Here is a 15,346-nt window from a genome sequence, read left to right on the forward strand (position 1 = left end):
AAAACATCGTATTCTTTGGGCAGTCTCGAATAATCTATATCTTTCAAACTAGGTCCATTGCCGCAGATTATAGCATTGCTAATATGTAAATTATCTTTCACTTGTATTATCTTTTTTTTGACTTATCAAAACACCTTCTATGATTTTTTTAATATCTCCATCTAATATATTATCAACTTGTGAGTAAGCTTCATTTGAGCGAGTATCTTTTACTTGCTGATAAGGAAAAAGCACATAAGATCTTATTTGATGACCCCAGCCTATTTCACTTTTTTCATTAGAATTTGCTTCATCTTGTTGTTTTATGAGTTCAAGTTCATAAAGTCTCGATTTTAGCATTTTAAAAGCCGTGGCTTTATTTTTATGTTGACTTCTATCATTTTGACATTGCACTACTATACCACTTGGCATATGAGTTATACGCACTGCTGATTCTGTTTTATTTACATGCTGACCACCAGCTCCACTAGCTCTATAATAATCTATCCTTATATCTTTTTCTTCTATTTCTATTTCTATATCATCATCAAGTTCAGGACTCACCATAACACTTGAAAAGCTAGTATGACGACGCCCGGCGCTATCAAAAGGAGAAGTTCTTACAAGGCGATGAATTCCATTTTCAGCCTTTAAATACCCATAAGCATTTTCACCTTTAACTAAAAAACTTACATCTTTTAATCCCGCTTCTTCGCCTTCTTGAAAATCAAGTGTTTCTACTTTAAAACCTTCTCTTTCGCAAAATCTTAAATACATTCTATAAAGCATACTAGCCCAGTCATTACTTTCTGTTCCACCAGCTCCAGGATGGATAGAAACTATGGCGTTTTTATTATCATTTTCACCGCTTAAAAGCATAGAAATTTCAAGACTTACTATAAGCTCTTCTAAATTTGAAGCATCATTAAATAAAGCTTCTATAGTTTCTAAATCATTTTCACTATTTGCAAGATCAAAAAGCTCGCTTGCGTCATTTAATGCATTATTTGCATTATCATAATTTTTAAGTAAATTTGAAATTTTAGTTTTTTCTTTTCCTATAATACCAGCTTGTTTTACATCACTCCAAAAAGAAGGTGAATTTTCAAGGCTTTCTATCTCTTGTAATCTTTCTTTAATTTCTTCAGGTTTTATGATAGAAGCAATGTTGCCTACTTTATTTTTAAGTTTTTTTAAAAGTTCGCTATATTCGTAATTATCCATTAAAAATTCTTTCTAGTTTTTGTTATAATTATATCAAATTTCAAACCATTCAAAGTGAGAAAAATGCCAAAACTTTTTTTAATGTCTTTAGGGTGTAATAAAAATTTAGTAGATAGTGAGATAATGCTTGGAAGATTAAGCAATTATGAAATTTGCGATGAGCCAAACATTGCTGATGTCTTGATAGTTAATACTTGTGGTTTTATAGAAAGTGCCAAAAAAGAAAGTATAGAAGCTATCTTAAATTTACATGAGCAAAGAAAAAAAGATTCTTTATTAGTGGTAACTGGTTGTTTGATGCAGCGTTACAAAGAAGAATTGATGAAAGAATTGCCTGAAGTAGATTTGTTTAGTGGTGTGGGTGATTATGAAAAAATTGATGAGATGATACTTAAAAAAACTAATGCTTTTTCAAATTCTACTTATTTGCAAGATGCAAACGCAAAGCGTGTTATAACAGGATCAAATTATCATGCGTTTATAAAAATATCTGAAGGCTGTAATCAAAAATGCTCATTTTGTGCCATACCAACCTTTAAAGGCAAATTAAAATCTAGATCCTTAGAAAGTATAGTAAATGAGGTTAAAACTCTTGTTGATAAAGGCTATAAAGATTTTTCTTTTATAGCACAAGATAGTAGCTCTTATATGCTTGATCTTGGTATTAAAGATGGGCTTATAAAGCTCATAGATGCTATTGAAAATATCAAAGGTATAAAAGCAGCTAGAATTTTGTATCTTTATCCAACTAGCACCACCAAAGCCTTGATAGAAAAGATTATCAATTCTAAAATTTTTGTAAATTATTTTGATATGCCATTGCAGCATATAAGCGATAAAATGCTCAAAATCATGAAAAGAGGGAGTGACAAAAAAAGACTTTTAGAGCTTTTAAATTTAATGAAAAATGCAAAAGATTCTTTTTTAAGAACAGGTTTTATAGTGGGTCATCCCAATGAAAGCGATGAGGATTTTAATGAACTTTGTGAGTTTTTAAAAGAATTTAAATTTGATAGAATTAGTGTTTTTGCTTACTCTAAAGAAGAAGATACAGCTGCTTTTGATATGGAACAAGTTCCAAATAAGATTATAAATTCTAGATTAAAAATTATAGAAAAAATAGTAGATGAAACTATAGAGCAAAGTTTAAATAAACAAATAGGTAAAAAAATTAACGCATTTTGCGAAGGCCAAAGTAGTGAAGGAGAATTTTTTATAGCAGCTAAGGATATTTGCTGGGATAGAAATATAGACGGAGAAATTCTCATAAATGAAAGTGAATGTGGTGATTTAATAATGGGTGAACTTTATGAGTGTGAAGTGCTTGAAAGTGTAGATAAAAAGCTTATTGCTAAGGCTTTGAAAAGGAAATAATTATGAAAGAAAAAGATAAAAAATATATAGAAGAAAGAAAAATTGTACAAAAGGCTATAAAATTAGCTAAAAAAGAGATTAAAAAACCTGAAGTATTAGCAGTTTTTAAAAGACTAAAAGATAAATGAGATATTTAAATTTAGAAGAAGTTATTTTAATACATGATATTATCATAGAAGAAACGGGCGGACTTAAAGGGTTTAATAATTGTTCTATTGGATATTTAGAATCAGCATTAGAGCAAATTGAAATAGACGATTTTTATCAAAGCTTTGAAGATAAATTAGCTCATTTAATGTTTGCATGTATAAAATTTCATCCATTTAATGATGCAAATAAAAGAAGTTCTATTTATATAGGAATGCATTTTTTGCTAATAAACGACAAAAGTATAGAAAATTTTGCAATCACAATGGAAGAAGTCGTTGTTTTGGTAGCTGAAGATAAAATTAGCAAAAATGAGTTAAAAAATATTATAAAAGATTTTTAAATAATGGATAAATACTTTTCTATTTTAAAAAATGAAAAAAATTTACTAGCTTTTTCTCATGGAAGTGATTCTAGTGCTTTGTTTTTTATGCTTTTAGAACAAAGTATAGAATTTGATCTTGCTTTGATAAATTATAAAACTCGTTTAAATAGCGATATAGAAGAGCAAAGTGCTAAAGAATTGGCAAAAAAATATAATAAAAAAATTTATATAAAAATAGCGCCTAAAATAGAAAAAAATTTTGAAGCAAATGCAAGAGTTGTGCGTTATGAATTTTTTGATGAAATTTGTTTTAAATATGGATATAAAAATTTGATTTTGGCGCATAATTTAAATGATAAATTTGAGTGGTTTTTAATGCAATTTAGCAAAGGTGCTGGACTTTTTGAGCTTTTAGGTTTTAATGATATCGAAAAAAGGAAAAATTTTACTATAGTTAGACCTTTAATAGAAACTTCAAAAAAAGAAATTTTAAAATTTTTAGATGATAAAAAAATCAAATATTTTCACGATGAAAGCAATGATAATGAGAAATATTTTAGAAATCATATAAGAATTAATTATACAAATGACTTTTTGCTTGAATTTGAAAAAGGTGTAAAAAATAGTTTTAAATATCTACAAAATGATTTATCGTTTTTTGATGATAATTTTAAAATCTTTCATGGAATTTACATATGTTTAAAACAAGAAAATATCATTGCTAAATGTTTTAAACATTTAGGGATACTTTTAAGTGCTAAACAACGCCAAGAAGCTTTAAAACACGATGGAGTAATTTCTCATAAAATAGCCATAGTTTATATGTATGATAAGGCTTTAATTTTTCCTTTTATTAAGTGTGAAAAAATTCCAAAAGAATTTAGAGAAAATTGCAGAAAAATAAAAATTCCAAAATTACTAAGAGCATTTTGCTTTTTAAAAGATATTAATTTAAAAGAATTAAACCAAGCGTTGGATTCATTTTAATTCTTCATTATTATCTTGAGTTGCATAAACAAGTTCTTTAAAGCATTTTTTGCATTTATATAATGCATTAAGATATTTAATTTTAATATGTATTCCATAATCTACTTTATGAATGAAATTTTCACATCCACACACATAATCAAATATTTTTTCTTCGACAATATTTTTCTTTTCTTCTATTTTTAAATTACTTTTTTTCCATATATTTATCATCATGTCATGTTCTACAATATGTTCTAGTAACCATATTGAAACTATTTCATATAATCTTTCTTTTAAATCATTAGTAGTATTGCATTCATTTAGCAAAGCACTCATTTCTTTAATAATTTTTTTATGCATAGCTTTGTGTTCTAGTAAATATGGATAATTTATAGAAGACATATAATCTTCCTCATCTTTAAAGTGTATTTTCATATAATCAAAAAATTCAGTTAGTAATTCTTTAATCTCTATTTTATATATATGTCTATTTAGTAATTTAGCTGCTTTATTTGCTAGGTCAAAAAGAGTTTGATGTTGTAAATCTATATTGGGTTCATCTATGCTAAATTTATCACTCCATATAGGAAATGTATCCATCCTACAACTCTACCAATTCTTTTTTACATATTTTGCAAATATATTTCTTTCCATTGCATATATTTAAATGTATATGATAAGGTAATTTATGTTTCTTACAATTACAAATATAAAAAAATAAATCTTTTTTCATATTTACTGTATCATCCATTACCAATTGATAGCTTCGATTTTCCTCTTCGTATTTATGATATTTCATATCTTCTGTCAAAATATGCTCTACAAGCCATTTTTCAATAATAATATTTAATTTTTCTTTTAAATCATTAATTGTTTTTATATTTTTAACCAAATCAATCAAAGAAGAAGTGATTTCTTTATGAATTTTTTTATGCTGAGTTAAATCTGGATAGCCTATTGCTTCCATATATTCTTCTTCGTATTTAAAATGAATTTTTATATACTCAAAAAGCTCAATTAAAACAAGTTTTATATCAGATACACTTACATGGCGATCTACTATAAAATAAGCTTTTTGTGCAATCTCAAATAAATTCTTATGTTGCTTATCTATAGTTTCATTATCAACACTATATTCGTTTGACCACTTTATCATAAAAAATTCTTTTAATAATAATATTTTATTATCTATTAGTTTAAATAATAAAATTGTATTATATGAATTTTTATATAAAAAAATTTTTAAATATTTATTTAATTAATATTATTCTAAATTCAAAATTTCATAAAATAATTCTTTTGCCTTTGTTTCTAAAAAATCTTTAAATTCTAAAGTCGTAGCTTCACTTCGTATGATAAGATACGGGCTTGTATTTGAAGCACGCAAAAGCACCCATCCATCTTTAAAAATAATTCTTATTCCATCAATTTCATTGCACTCAAGCACATTCTCAAAAGCATTGGTTTTTACTTTTTCTTTAAATTTTTCTATGATTTTAAATTTATTTTCTTCACTTACTTTTAGTTTTATTTCTTCACTAGAATATAATTTTGGCAATTGATTAAGCATTGCTTGAAAATTATAATTTTTAGCTAAAAGTTCTAAAGCTCTTAAAAATGCATAAATTCCATCATCATAACCAAAATATCTATCTTTAAAGAAAATATGCCCACTAAGTTCTGCTGCTAAGTCAATATTATATTCTTTCATCATTGCTTTGATGTTAGAATGTCCTGTTTTACCCATCATAATAAAACCAAATTTAGCTACCTCATCAAAAAGATTTTTAGAGCATTTAACCTCTCCCAAAACCCTAGGATTGTCAATATTTTTAGCAAATAAATAACAAAGCTCATCTCCTTTAAACACATAATCTTTACTAGCTACTACCAAACGATCTCCATCTCCATCAAAAGCAAAGCCCATCTTGGCATTTTCATCTTCTTTTAAAGCATTTTGTAGTGCGTGTAAATTTTCAATTTCTGTTGGATCAGGAGCATGATTTGGGAAATTTCCATCTGGATTTTCAAACAAAATTTGTGCATTTAAACCTAATTTTTCCACTAAAGGCTTTATAATCACACCAGTAGCTCCATTAGCACAATCTATGATGATTTTTTCTTTATAGTTTTTCAAATGATCAAATTGCTTAGCCAAAAAATCTATATACAAATTTTTTACATCATATTTTTCGCATGTAAAATTATCTTCTATTGTTAAATTTAAATATTCTTGCACTTTCTTAGAAAGAACTTTTAAATTCTCTCCAAAAAAACTTTGTTTTTGTATGGTAATTTTAAAACCATTATATTCTTTAGGATTATGAGAACCTGTTATCATGATATTTGCATCAAAAATCTCATCAAAAAACAAGCTAAAATATCCAACAGGAGTTGGCGCCAAACCTATGTCAAAAATTTGCAAATTAGCCTTGTTTAATCCACTTACTAAATAATTAAAAAGTTCATTGGCGCTATATCTTGCATCATATCCTATGCTAACTTTTTTGCAATTTTTCTCTTTCATAACTAAACCTAAAGCATAGCCTATAGCCTTAACACTTTTTTCATTTAATTCACTTGGAAAAAGCCCTCTGATGTCGTATTCTCTAAAAATTAAATCTAACATTTTATTTCCTTTATTTTTGTTTTTTTAATTCTAATTTGGCTTGTTTGATAGAATTTTCTATATTATCATTTTCATTGGATAAACAAAGTTTGATTTCTAACTTAGCGCGTTGTTCTTTGAATTCAAAATCATATTTTTGCATAAAATTTTCAAGCATTTGTAATTTACTTTGTATAAAAGCTACATTTTCATTTTCAAACACGATGATAAAATAATCCTTATCATCTTTAAAAATTCTAGTATGTAGTGCTTTTTTTAAAATTTTTGCAAAAGAATGCAAAATATATTCTTGCACAAAAATGCCATTTTGATGATAAATTTCATTAAGATTTTTAAGTTCAATCACTGCTAAATGAAAATTTTCAAGTCCTTGAGAATATCTTCTTAACGCTTTTAAATTAGGTAAATTTGTAAGAGTGTCAAAAAAAGCTATTTTATAAGCTTTATAAGCTAAAAATACTATAAAAACCAAAGAAGCAAATTCATAATATCCCAAATCAATATTATTATAAAATAAAAACTGCACACTTAAGCCCATATAAGCTAGTAAAAAATGAAAATCATTGTTTTTCAAATAAGAAAACAATAAAAACAAAAACCCTACCCAAAAAACACAAAAACTAAGCTCGCTAATAGGTTTAAAAAAATACGAAGGAAAATTGAAAATTTCACTTGCTATATTTGCGTTAAAATTTGTATTTGTACTAAGTAAAAAAGCAAGCAAAATCATAAAAACTATATAAGCAATTTTAACCAAATTTATCTTTTCAAATACAAGTTTGCTATCTTGTAAAAAGACAAAAAGCACAAAAGAAAATGGTAAAAATATAGAAATAAACAAATGTGCTTGGTATTCACTAGCTACCAAAGATAAAGCCCTAGCACATAAAATCAACAAAAGCAAGAAAAAAATTTTATTTTGCTTGAAAAAATAAGCTAAAAATAAAGCTAAAATTTCAAAAGCAAAACTAAATGAAGATAAAAAAGAAAGTAAAAACAAATTCAAAGAAAAAACCTTATAATATAAAAAATATTTTTTTTAAATTATACAATAATTTCAAATTATTTTTTTAACACATGTTTTTGTGCACCTTTTTGAATTAATAAAAGTTTTTCATAATGCTCTTTGCTTTCCTTAACGGCTTCTTCAAAAGCCAAGCCTTGCATAATAACACGGTAAAGATTTGGACGAGTTTTTTGCCAATTACGCAATGTTTGCACATCAACTCCTAAAAAGCCTGCTATATCTCGTTTTGTCATATTTAAATTCTTCTTTGTAAAAATTAATATTTTTGAGCATACTTGAAAATTATTTAAAAGCAAACAGCATAATATTTATTCTATTTATAAAAAAATAAATAAATATTATGTTTTTTAAGATTTATTTAATACTTATTTTTTTAATTTCAATAAAATTATTCACAGATAGGAGGATTTTATGGAATATATTTTTTTAGTAAATTCTTTAACTAAAAAACTTCCAAAAGAATCAAAAGAGTTGATAATAACAGAAATTGAAAAACTCAATGAGAATCAAAAAAATAGCGTTTTAAACAAATTATCAACACTTCATTTAAAAAATCCAGCATTGGTATTTTGGATAGGAAATTTCTTATTTGGAAGTTTCGGAATTGCTCGTTTTATGATTGGAGATATTAAACTTGGATTAATAAGATTAATTTTAGCTTTTACATCCTTACTAATATTTTCCATGGCAGATGAAGGCAGTATCGACAAGGGTAGCTTTTTTGCTATAGTAGGAGGGGTTGTCTATATATTAAATTCTTGGGTTTGGTATATTATAGACTTATTCTTAGTGGGTAAAAAACTTAGAAAACAAAATTTAGAAAAAGTTTTAAATGCACTAAATAAATATAAGGAGAATCAATGAAGAAAATTATTAAATTAATTTTATTATCACCTTTGGTAATATTATTTATAGCATGCGGAAAATCTAATATTCCAAAATGTAACGATGAAACTGTTCAAGAAATTTTAACATCTATTATTTTAGACAATAGATTTCAAAATCTATCCAAAATAGAACAAAAAAAGCTTAAATTTACATATAGTGCTTTTATAACCCAATTAAGTGACCAAGAAGGGAAAACTAATTATTGCAAAGCACAAGTAAAAATTTTTGGAACAAATTTTAAAGATGAAGCGTGGATAGAATTTACAACTCAATTTACAGATGATAAAAAAGAAATCTATGTGGAACTTGAAAATTACAAAAGATAACTCACGATCAATCAAAGAGAATGACAACTTCTCTTTGATTTTTAATATTTATCATAAAAAATAAAATATATTCTCATATATGCAAAAAGTATTATACAATATTTTGTAAAATTATAACAAAATATTCAAGGATATTAATGGTAGAAGTTAAAAATCTTACGATGCGTTTTGCAAATCAACTTTTATTTGAAGATGTAAATTTAAAATTAAATCGTGGTGAAAGATATGGACTTATAGGAGCAAATGGAGCTGGTAAATCAACCTTTTTAAAAATTCTCTCAGGCCAAATAGAATCAAGCAGTGGAGAAATTTGCATAGATCCGAATTTAAAAATCGCTGTTTTAGGTCAAGATCAATTTGCCTTTGAAAACTACACTATAAAAGATGCGGTAATGTGTGCAAATAAAAGACTATACGATGCACTAAAAGAAAAAGAAAAACTTTATATGAGCGAAGAATTTACCGATGAAATTAATGATAGATTAAGCGAACTTGAAATTATCACAGCAGAAGAAGATCCAAACTATGATTGTGAGCTTAGATGTGAAAAAATTTTAAGCTCTTTAAATATCAAAGATTTTAACGCCTTAATGAGTACCTTACAAAGTGCTGATAAATTTAAGGTATTACTAGCTCAAGTTTTATTTTTAGGTGCGGATATTTTATTTTTAGATGAACCTACAAATAACCTTGATTTAGAAGCAATTTCTTGGCTTGAAAATGAACTTTTAAGACATGAAGGAACTTTAGTAGTAATCAGCCACGATAGGCATTTTTTAAATAAAGTTTGCACAAGAATTTTAGATGTGGATTTTAAACAAATACGCGATTTTGCAGGAAATTATGATGATTGGTATATGGCCTCAACCTTGCTTGCTAAACAAGCTGAACTCAAACGCGATAAAACCCTAAAAGAAAGAGAAGAGCTAGAAAATTTCATACGCCGTTTTAGCGCAAACGCATCAAAGGCTAAACAAGCTACAAGTAGAGCTAAAGCTTTGGAAAAACTTGAACTTGAAGAGATTAAAACCTCTAGCAGACGCGATCCTAGTATAGTTTTTAGAACCAATAGAGAAATAGGGAATGAAATTTTAGAATTAAAGGGTATCAGTAAAACTTATGATAAAGTTTTGTTTGAAAATTTAAATTTAAAACTTGAAAAAGGAGATAAAATAGCATTAATTGGAGCAAATGGTGTAGGCAAAAGCACTTTAGCCAAAATCATTGCTTCAAAATTAGAACCTGATAATGGTCATATACATTTAGGTGCTACCATAGAAATGGGATATTTTGCCCAAGATACTACTAATTTAATCAATGAAGATTTAAAGCTTTATGAGTGGCTAATGAGTGAAAAATTTAAAGATTTAGATGAAATTCGTAAATGTCTTGGAAGAATGCTTTTTAGTGGAAGTGATCAAGAAAAAAAAGCTTTAAGTTTAAGTGGGGGTGAAAAACACCGCTTAATGCTTTCAAAACTTATGCTAGAGCGTGGGAATTTCTTGCTTTTAGATGAACCAAATAACCATTTAGACTTAGAAAGTATTATAGCACTAGGTGAAGCTTTGTATAATTTTAAAGGTTGTGTGATTTGCATAAGTCACGATAGAGAATTAATCAGTGCTTTTGCAAATAGAATTTGGCTTTTAGAAGATGGAAAATTGATAGACTTTAAAGGAAGTTATGATGAATTTTTAGGAGGTTTAGAATGAATTCATTTAAAATAAAATACGCAGCAGGTTTTGGACATTTTACACAAAATCATAAAGGATTTGGACCTACAATTTATATTGAAGAAAGTATTGATTTTCAAAGCGAGAAAGATTATTTTGACTATATAGAATTTTATGAAAAATTTAGCAAAGAAGATGATACATATTTTCATATTTCTTTTTTAGAAGATCGTCCTCTAAATGAAAAAGAGTTAGAAAGTAGAAATGCTTATAGAAAACTAAGAGATGAACGATGTCAAAAAGCAAAGGAAGAATTTATTAAAAACAATGAAATAGATGCCGAATATTATCCAACACATGGTGATTAAGGAATGATTTTTGCTTGTTTTTCTTTGCAATATTTTTGAAAAGGAGAATACATGCAAGTTAATCATGACAATGTATCGGTTAGAGAATATGGTTATAGTCAAAATAGTAACTATAAAAGCACTCAAGGTACTAGCGAGGATTTTACATCCTTACTTCATCAAAAAACAAATGAAAACCTTGATGGGCAAAATGCTAATTTTGATGAGTTTTTTTCAAAAGCTATAAGTCAAGATCAATTTAGCAGTAGTGGAATTTATAGTTCTAATATGTCAAATATTTACAATTATCGCTTTAGAGCTCAAAACAATGAAATACCTTCTCAAGCAAATACTCAAACAGCAACTAAAGATGATTCAAAAGATATAGTAAAAGATCTTTTAAATTCTTTATAATAGAGAGTAAGCCAAAAGGCTTACTTTAAGATAATATCTCTAAATTCATACTCTTTCATAAAAGTTTTAAATTCTTTTTCTTCTTTTTCATTAAGCCAAATTTTTAACGCAACTTGATGAGTAAATTCTTTTTCAAAAATAATATTATTTTTATTTAAAAAATACTCAAATCTAGCATATAATGCAAAAGGTATTTCTATATGGGTAACTTTTTTTAATTCAAATTCTATAAGTTGTGCATTTAAAATAGCTAAATTTGTAGCTTCACTATAAGCTCTTACTAATCCTCCAACACCGAGTTTAATCCCGCCAAAATATCTTACCACTATAATAGCACTATTTATAAGCAAAACTCCTCTTAAGACATTCAAACAAGGCATAGCAGAACTTCCTTTTGGTTCGCCATCATCGCTTTTATCTTCAACTATTTGATTAAATTCATTTAAATATCTATATGCATATACAAAATGCACTGCCTTTGGATGATCATTTTTTAATTCTTTTAATAAAATCTTAAAATTGTCAAATGGACACAAAAAAGCTAAAAAATTTGATTTTTTAATCTCAACTTTTGCATGATAAATTCGATCAATTGTTTTCATTTTTGCCTTATAAATTTGCTATAATTATTAATAAAATTATAATCAAAACAACTTATAAAATTTTAAGGAATTTATATGCTTCAAACTTGTATTTTCCCAGCTGCTGGCTATGGAACTAGATTTTTACCTGCTACTAAAACTTTGCCCAAAGAATTATTGCCGATTTTAACTAAACCTTTAATTCACTATGGAGTTGATGAGGCTTTAGAAGCTGGTATGGAAACAATGGGCTTTGTAACAGGTAGGGGCAAAAGAGCTTTGGAAGATTATTTTGATATATCCTATGAACTTGAGCATCAAATCGCAGGTACTAAAAAAGAATATCTTTTAAGCGAAATTAGAACACTAATTAATCGTTGCACCTTTACTTTTACAAGACAAAATGAAATGAAAGGCCTAGGCGATGCTGTATTAAAAGCAAAACCTTTAGTGCAAGATGAAGCTTTTGGAGTAATTTTAGCTGATGATTTATGTGTAAATGAAGATGGTATTAATGTGATGGCTCAAATGGTAAAAATTTATGAAAAATATCGCTGCTCAGTTGTTGCTGTTATGGAAGTGGAATATGATCAAGTGCAAAATTATGGAGTAATTGCGGGAAATAGTGTTGAAGATGATTTAATCATGGTAAATTCTATGGTAGAAAAGCCAGATCCTAAAGATGCACCAAGTAATTTAGCTATCATAGGAAGGTATATTTTAACACCCGATATCTTTGGTATATTAGAAAATACAAAAGCAGGTAAAAATGGAGAAATTCAACTTACTGATGCATTATTAGCACAAGCTACAAATAATATGGTCTTAGCGTATAAATTCAAAGGAAAAAGATTTGATTGTGGTAGCGTGGAAGGTTTTGTAGAGGCAACGAATTATTTTTATAAGAAAAATCAATGTTAAATAATACTTTATTTTTCAAAACCCAAAATTTACAAAACATTAGTGCTTATGCAAATAGAATGAATGACGAGCTAGAAAATGGAGATATAGGATATTATCATCTTGTAAATACTAGTTTTGATTTAATTTCACAAAGTAAAGAATTTATCAAAGATAAGACACAGATTAAAAGCATTGTTTTAATTGGCATGGGTGGATCAAGCTGTGGAGTAAAAGCTTTAAAAGAACTTTTATTTGATCATGAAGAAGAAAAAGAACTTTTCATTCTTGATAACACTTCTTCTCATACTTTTACTAATATCATGAAAAAACTTGATATTAAAAAAACTTTATTTATCATCGCGAGTAAATCAGGTGCTACCATAGAAGTTATTTCTTTATTTAAGCTTATCATAGCTTATTTTAATTTAGAGCAAAAAAAACTAAGCGAAAATTTTATTTTCATTACAGATTTAAATTCAAAACTCCACAAACTTGGCGATGAGTTAAATATAAAATGTTTTTTTATTCCTCAAAATGTTGGCGGTAGATTTAGTGTTTTATCAGCTATTGGTATAGTGCCTTTAACTTTTTGTAATTATAATACAAAAGCATTGTTAGAGGGAGCAAGAGCTTGTTTTGTTGATTTCTTTGAAAAAAAAGAAACTCATATTTTACAAAAAGCATATCATTATTGCACTCATAAAAATGCTCATATTAATGTATTATTTTCTTACGGAGATGCTTTTAAAGCTTTTAATGAATGGTATGTGCAGTTAATTGCTGAAAGTTTGGGTAAAAAACAAGGTTTTAAACGCATAGGATTAACTCCTATTGCTCTTATTGGTGCTAGGGATCAACATAGCTTTTTACAGCTTATTATGGATGGACCTAAAGATAAAACAATCACTTTTTTAAAAATAAAAGATAATCAAAAATCACCTAGCATTCCAAATATAAGTTTAAATCACTTACAAAGTTGTGATTTTACCAATAACATTAATTTGCACGATCTTTTAAATGCACAATGTGATGCTACAGCTCAAGCTTTAATCTCTGAAAATTTAAGCGTAGATATCATTGAGTTAGAAAAATTAGATGCTTGGCATTGTGGATATTTGATGTATTATTATGAACTTTTTACCTCAGCTTGTGGAATAATGCTTGGCATCAATACCTATGATCAACCCGGAGTTGAAGTGGGAAAACTTATACTAAAAAATATGCTTAGCAAATAAATTTGCATTATTTTAAAAAAAGAGTATAATGAAACAATGATAATTTGTAATATAATGTTATTAATTAATAATAATTATTAATTATAAATTTTATGTTATAATTTTCAAAAACTAAAAAAGGAGAGAACATGTCAGTTAGCAAACAATTATTGCAATTACAAGCAGATGCTCATAGTCTATGGATTAAATTCCATAATTATCATTGGAATGTAAAAGGACTTCAATTTTTTTCTATCCATGAATATACCGAAAAAGCCTATGAAGAAATGGCTGAATTATTTGATAACTGCGCAGAAAGAGTTTTACAGCTTGGAGAAAAAGCTATAGTCTGCCCAGAAAAATTACTAAATGAAACTAAAGCACCAAAAATTCAAAAAGATTGCTTTACTCCGGTAGAAGTATTAGAATTAATAAAAGAAGATTATAAATATCTTTTGAGTGAATTTAAAAAATTAAATGAAACAGCTGAAAAAGCTAGCGATACTACCACAGCAGCCTTTGCTCAAGAAAATATCGCAAAATATGAAAAAACACTTTGGATGTTAAATTCAACCATTCAAAACACTTGCTCCATGTAAGGATTTTACAATGTTTTTTGACTTACAAAGCTTCATCGCTTTAAGTCAAAAAACAAATTTAAACTCTCAAGAAAAATTACTTTTATTTGCATTGCAAAATCATTTTGAAAAAAATATTGATTTATTACAAAAATTATATGATTATAGCTTGGTAGCTTGTTGTGCTAATGTATTTTTAAACCAAAATTTGCAAAAAGAAGGTTTTCAAAAACGCAAAGCCATCTTAAAAGCTTTAACCAATCCTTTTTATAAACATGAAAAAATTCCAGTAGGCGGTTTAAATAATGCTTTTTTTAGCTTTAAAATTTGTAAAAAATTATGAAATACTTGAGCATATCAATGAAAAACATCCACAATCTAAAATGGGCTTTAGAGCCAGTTTTATTTATGATAAAAAAAGAAAAAACTACATTTTAGCTTTCGCAGGAAGTGATTTAAATCCTTTATGTTTTGATGCTAAAGACTTTTATAGTGATTTTTTAATTTTGCTTAACAAAAAACCTAAAGGTCAAATTCAATCTATGCATCATTTTTACAATAACTTAAAACAAAAATACACTATTAATGAAAATCTCATAATCATAGGACATTCTTTAGGCGGATATTTATGCAAGAACTTTTCCTAAAGCAATACAAGAAGTCTATGCCTTTCAAACACCTGGTTTAAAACAAAATTTTCAAACTCATTCTTATATAAATTTTCATATAAACACTACTCATAATTTAA

At 26.9% G+C, this 15,346-nt stretch carries 22 protein-coding genes; 14 read left to right on the forward strand and 8 right to left on the reverse strand.

The genetic code is table 11. From position 1 onward, the window contains the following. The coding region (locus FPD38_RS08450) for an alpha-2,3-sialyltransferase (RefSeq protein ID WP_410002943.1) at window positions 1-101 on the reverse strand (101 nt) is incomplete at its 3' end. Continuing rightward, window positions 91-1,203, reverse strand: a complete 1,113-nt coding sequence (gene prfB / locus FPD38_RS07200) for a peptide chain release factor 2 (RefSeq protein ID WP_147556045.1) — start codon at window positions 1,201-1,203, stop codon at window positions 91-93. The genes FPD38_RS08450 and prfB, both read right to left, overlap by 11 nt. A 63-nt stretch (window positions 1,204-1,266) precedes the next feature. Here prfB and rimO point away from each other — a divergent pair, with 63 nt between their 5' ends. Genes rimO through tilS form a run of 4 tightly spaced genes read left to right on the forward strand, consistent with a single transcriptional unit; the run spans window position 1,267 to window position 4,036 of the window. Beyond that, window positions 1,267-2,577, forward strand: a complete 1,311-nt coding sequence (gene rimO / locus FPD38_RS07205; RefSeq protein ID WP_147556046.1) for a 30S ribosomal protein S12 methylthiotransferase RimO — start codon at window positions 1,267-1,269, stop codon at window positions 2,575-2,577. Window positions 2,578-2,579: 2 nt separating this feature from the next. Continuing rightward, a complete protein-coding gene (locus FPD38_RS08350; protein ID WP_261798317.1) occupies window positions 2,580-2,705 on the forward strand; it encodes a hypothetical protein in 126 nt (41 codons plus the stop codon). After that, a complete protein-coding gene (locus tag FPD38_RS07210; protein WP_147556047.1) occupies window positions 2,702-3,067 on the forward strand; it encodes a type II toxin-antitoxin system death-on-curing family toxin in 366 nt (121 codons plus the stop codon). The genes FPD38_RS08350 and FPD38_RS07210 overlap by 4 nt, the downstream gene beginning before the upstream one ends. 3 nt (window positions 3,068-3,070) lie before the next feature. Beyond that, the gene (tilS, locus tag FPD38_RS07215) at window positions 3,071-4,036 is read left to right on the forward strand and encodes a tRNA lysidine(34) synthetase TilS (protein ID WP_187153120.1); all 966 of its coding nucleotides are present in this window, start codon (window positions 3,071-3,073) and stop codon (window positions 4,034-4,036) included. Here tilS and FPD38_RS07220 read toward each other — a convergent pair. From FPD38_RS07220 to FPD38_RS07240, 5 genes are all read right to left on the reverse strand, one after another. Further along, the gene (locus FPD38_RS07220) at window positions 4,028-4,618 is read right to left on the reverse strand and encodes a bacteriohemerythrin (protein ID WP_147556049.1); all 591 of its coding nucleotides are present in this window, start codon (window positions 4,616-4,618) and stop codon (window positions 4,028-4,030) included. The two genes, tilS and FPD38_RS07220, sit on opposite strands and share 9 nt — an antisense overlap. A gap of 1 nt (window position 4,619) precedes the next feature. Beyond that, window positions 4,620-5,174: a bacteriohemerythrin gene (locus FPD38_RS07225; protein WP_147556050.1), complete on the reverse strand. Its 555-nt coding sequence runs from the start codon at window positions 5,172-5,174 to the stop codon at window positions 4,620-4,622. Between the two features lie 108 nt (window positions 5,175-5,282). Next, window positions 5,283-6,647 (reverse strand): phosphomannomutase/phosphoglucomutase, encoded by a 1,365-nt coding sequence (locus FPD38_RS07230; protein ID WP_147556051.1) that lies wholly within the window; start codon window positions 6,645-6,647, stop codon window positions 5,283-5,285. A 10-nt stretch (window positions 6,648-6,657) separates the two neighbouring features. After that, on the reverse strand, window positions 6,658-7,653 hold the full coding sequence (locus FPD38_RS07235; protein ID WP_147556052.1) for a nucleotidyl cyclase domain-containing protein: 996 nt from the start codon (window positions 7,651-7,653) through the stop codon (window positions 6,658-6,660). A 56-nt stretch (window positions 7,654-7,709) separates the two neighbouring features. Further along, window positions 7,710-7,907, reverse strand: coding sequence for a hypothetical protein (locus FPD38_RS07240; protein ID WP_147556053.1), 198 nt, complete (start codon window positions 7,905-7,907; stop codon window positions 7,710-7,712). Window positions 7,908-8,085: 178 nt separating this feature from the next. On the opposite strand from FPD38_RS07240, the gene FPD38_RS07245 reads away from it, so the two are divergent. The 5 genes from FPD38_RS07245 (at window position 8,086) to FPD38_RS07265 (ending at window position 11,322) form a co-directional block, all read left to right on the forward strand. Continuing rightward, a complete protein-coding gene (locus tag FPD38_RS07245; protein ID WP_147556054.1) occupies window positions 8,086-8,538 on the forward strand; it encodes a hypothetical protein in 453 nt (150 codons plus the stop codon). Further along, window positions 8,535-8,888, forward strand: coding sequence for a hypothetical protein (locus FPD38_RS07250; protein WP_187153121.1), 354 nt, complete (start codon window positions 8,535-8,537; stop codon window positions 8,886-8,888). The genes FPD38_RS07245 and FPD38_RS07250 overlap by 4 nt, the downstream gene beginning before the upstream one ends. Before the next feature lie 137 nt (window positions 8,889-9,025). After that, window positions 9,026-10,600: an ABC-F family ATP-binding cassette domain-containing protein gene (locus FPD38_RS07255; protein ID WP_147556055.1), complete on the forward strand. Its 1,575-nt coding sequence runs from the start codon at window positions 9,026-9,028 to the stop codon at window positions 10,598-10,600. Continuing rightward, window positions 10,597-10,929, forward strand: a complete 333-nt coding sequence (locus FPD38_RS07260) for a hypothetical protein (RefSeq protein ID WP_147556056.1) — start codon at window positions 10,597-10,599, stop codon at window positions 10,927-10,929. Before FPD38_RS07255 ends, FPD38_RS07260 begins: the two co-directional genes overlap by 4 nt. Before the next feature lie 51 nt (window positions 10,930-10,980). Beyond that, window positions 10,981-11,322, forward strand: coding sequence for a hypothetical protein (locus tag FPD38_RS07265; protein ID WP_147556057.1), 342 nt, complete (start codon window positions 10,981-10,983; stop codon window positions 11,320-11,322). Window positions 11,323-11,342: 20 nt separating this feature from the next. Here FPD38_RS07265 and FPD38_RS07270 read toward each other — a convergent pair whose 3' ends face one another. After that, the gene (locus FPD38_RS07270) at window positions 11,343-11,924 is read right to left on the reverse strand and encodes an IMPACT family protein (RefSeq protein WP_147556058.1); all 582 of its coding nucleotides are present in this window, start codon (window positions 11,922-11,924) and stop codon (window positions 11,343-11,345) included. A 75-nt stretch (window positions 11,925-11,999) separates the two neighbouring features. On the opposite strand from FPD38_RS07270, the gene galU reads away from it, so the two are divergent. The 5 genes from galU (at window position 12,000) to FPD38_RS07295 (ending at window position 15,245) form a co-directional block, all read left to right on the forward strand. Then, window positions 12,000-12,824: a UTP--glucose-1-phosphate uridylyltransferase GalU gene (gene galU / locus FPD38_RS07275; RefSeq protein ID WP_147556059.1), complete on the forward strand. Its 825-nt coding sequence runs from the start codon at window positions 12,000-12,002 to the stop codon at window positions 12,822-12,824. Further along, on the forward strand, window positions 12,818-14,041 hold the full coding sequence (locus FPD38_RS07280) for a glucose-6-phosphate isomerase (protein ID WP_147556060.1): 1,224 nt from the start codon (window positions 12,818-12,820) through the stop codon (window positions 14,039-14,041). Before galU ends, FPD38_RS07280 begins: the two co-directional genes overlap by 7 nt. Before the next feature lie 128 nt (window positions 14,042-14,169). After that, the gene (locus tag FPD38_RS07285) at window positions 14,170-14,619 is read left to right on the forward strand and encodes a Dps family protein (protein ID WP_147556061.1); all 450 of its coding nucleotides are present in this window, start codon (window positions 14,170-14,172) and stop codon (window positions 14,617-14,619) included. A 10-nt stretch (window positions 14,620-14,629) separates the two neighbouring features. Next, window positions 14,630-14,941 carry a hypothetical protein gene (locus tag FPD38_RS07290; protein WP_147556062.1) on the forward strand — a complete coding sequence of 104 codons (312 nt, stop codon included), beginning with the start codon at window positions 14,630-14,632 and terminating at the stop codon, window positions 14,939-14,941. Next, window positions 14,904-15,245 (forward strand): hypothetical protein, encoded by a 342-nt coding sequence (locus FPD38_RS07295; RefSeq protein WP_147556063.1) that lies wholly within the window; start codon window positions 14,904-14,906, stop codon window positions 15,243-15,245. Before FPD38_RS07290 ends, FPD38_RS07295 begins: the two co-directional genes overlap by 38 nt. The last annotated feature ends 101 nt before the right edge of the window (window positions 15,246-15,346 follow it).

The organism is Campylobacter volucris (assembly GCF_008011665.1).
Taxonomy (GTDB): domain Bacteria; phylum Campylobacterota; class Campylobacteria; order Campylobacterales; family Campylobacteraceae; genus Campylobacter_D; species Campylobacter_D volucris_A.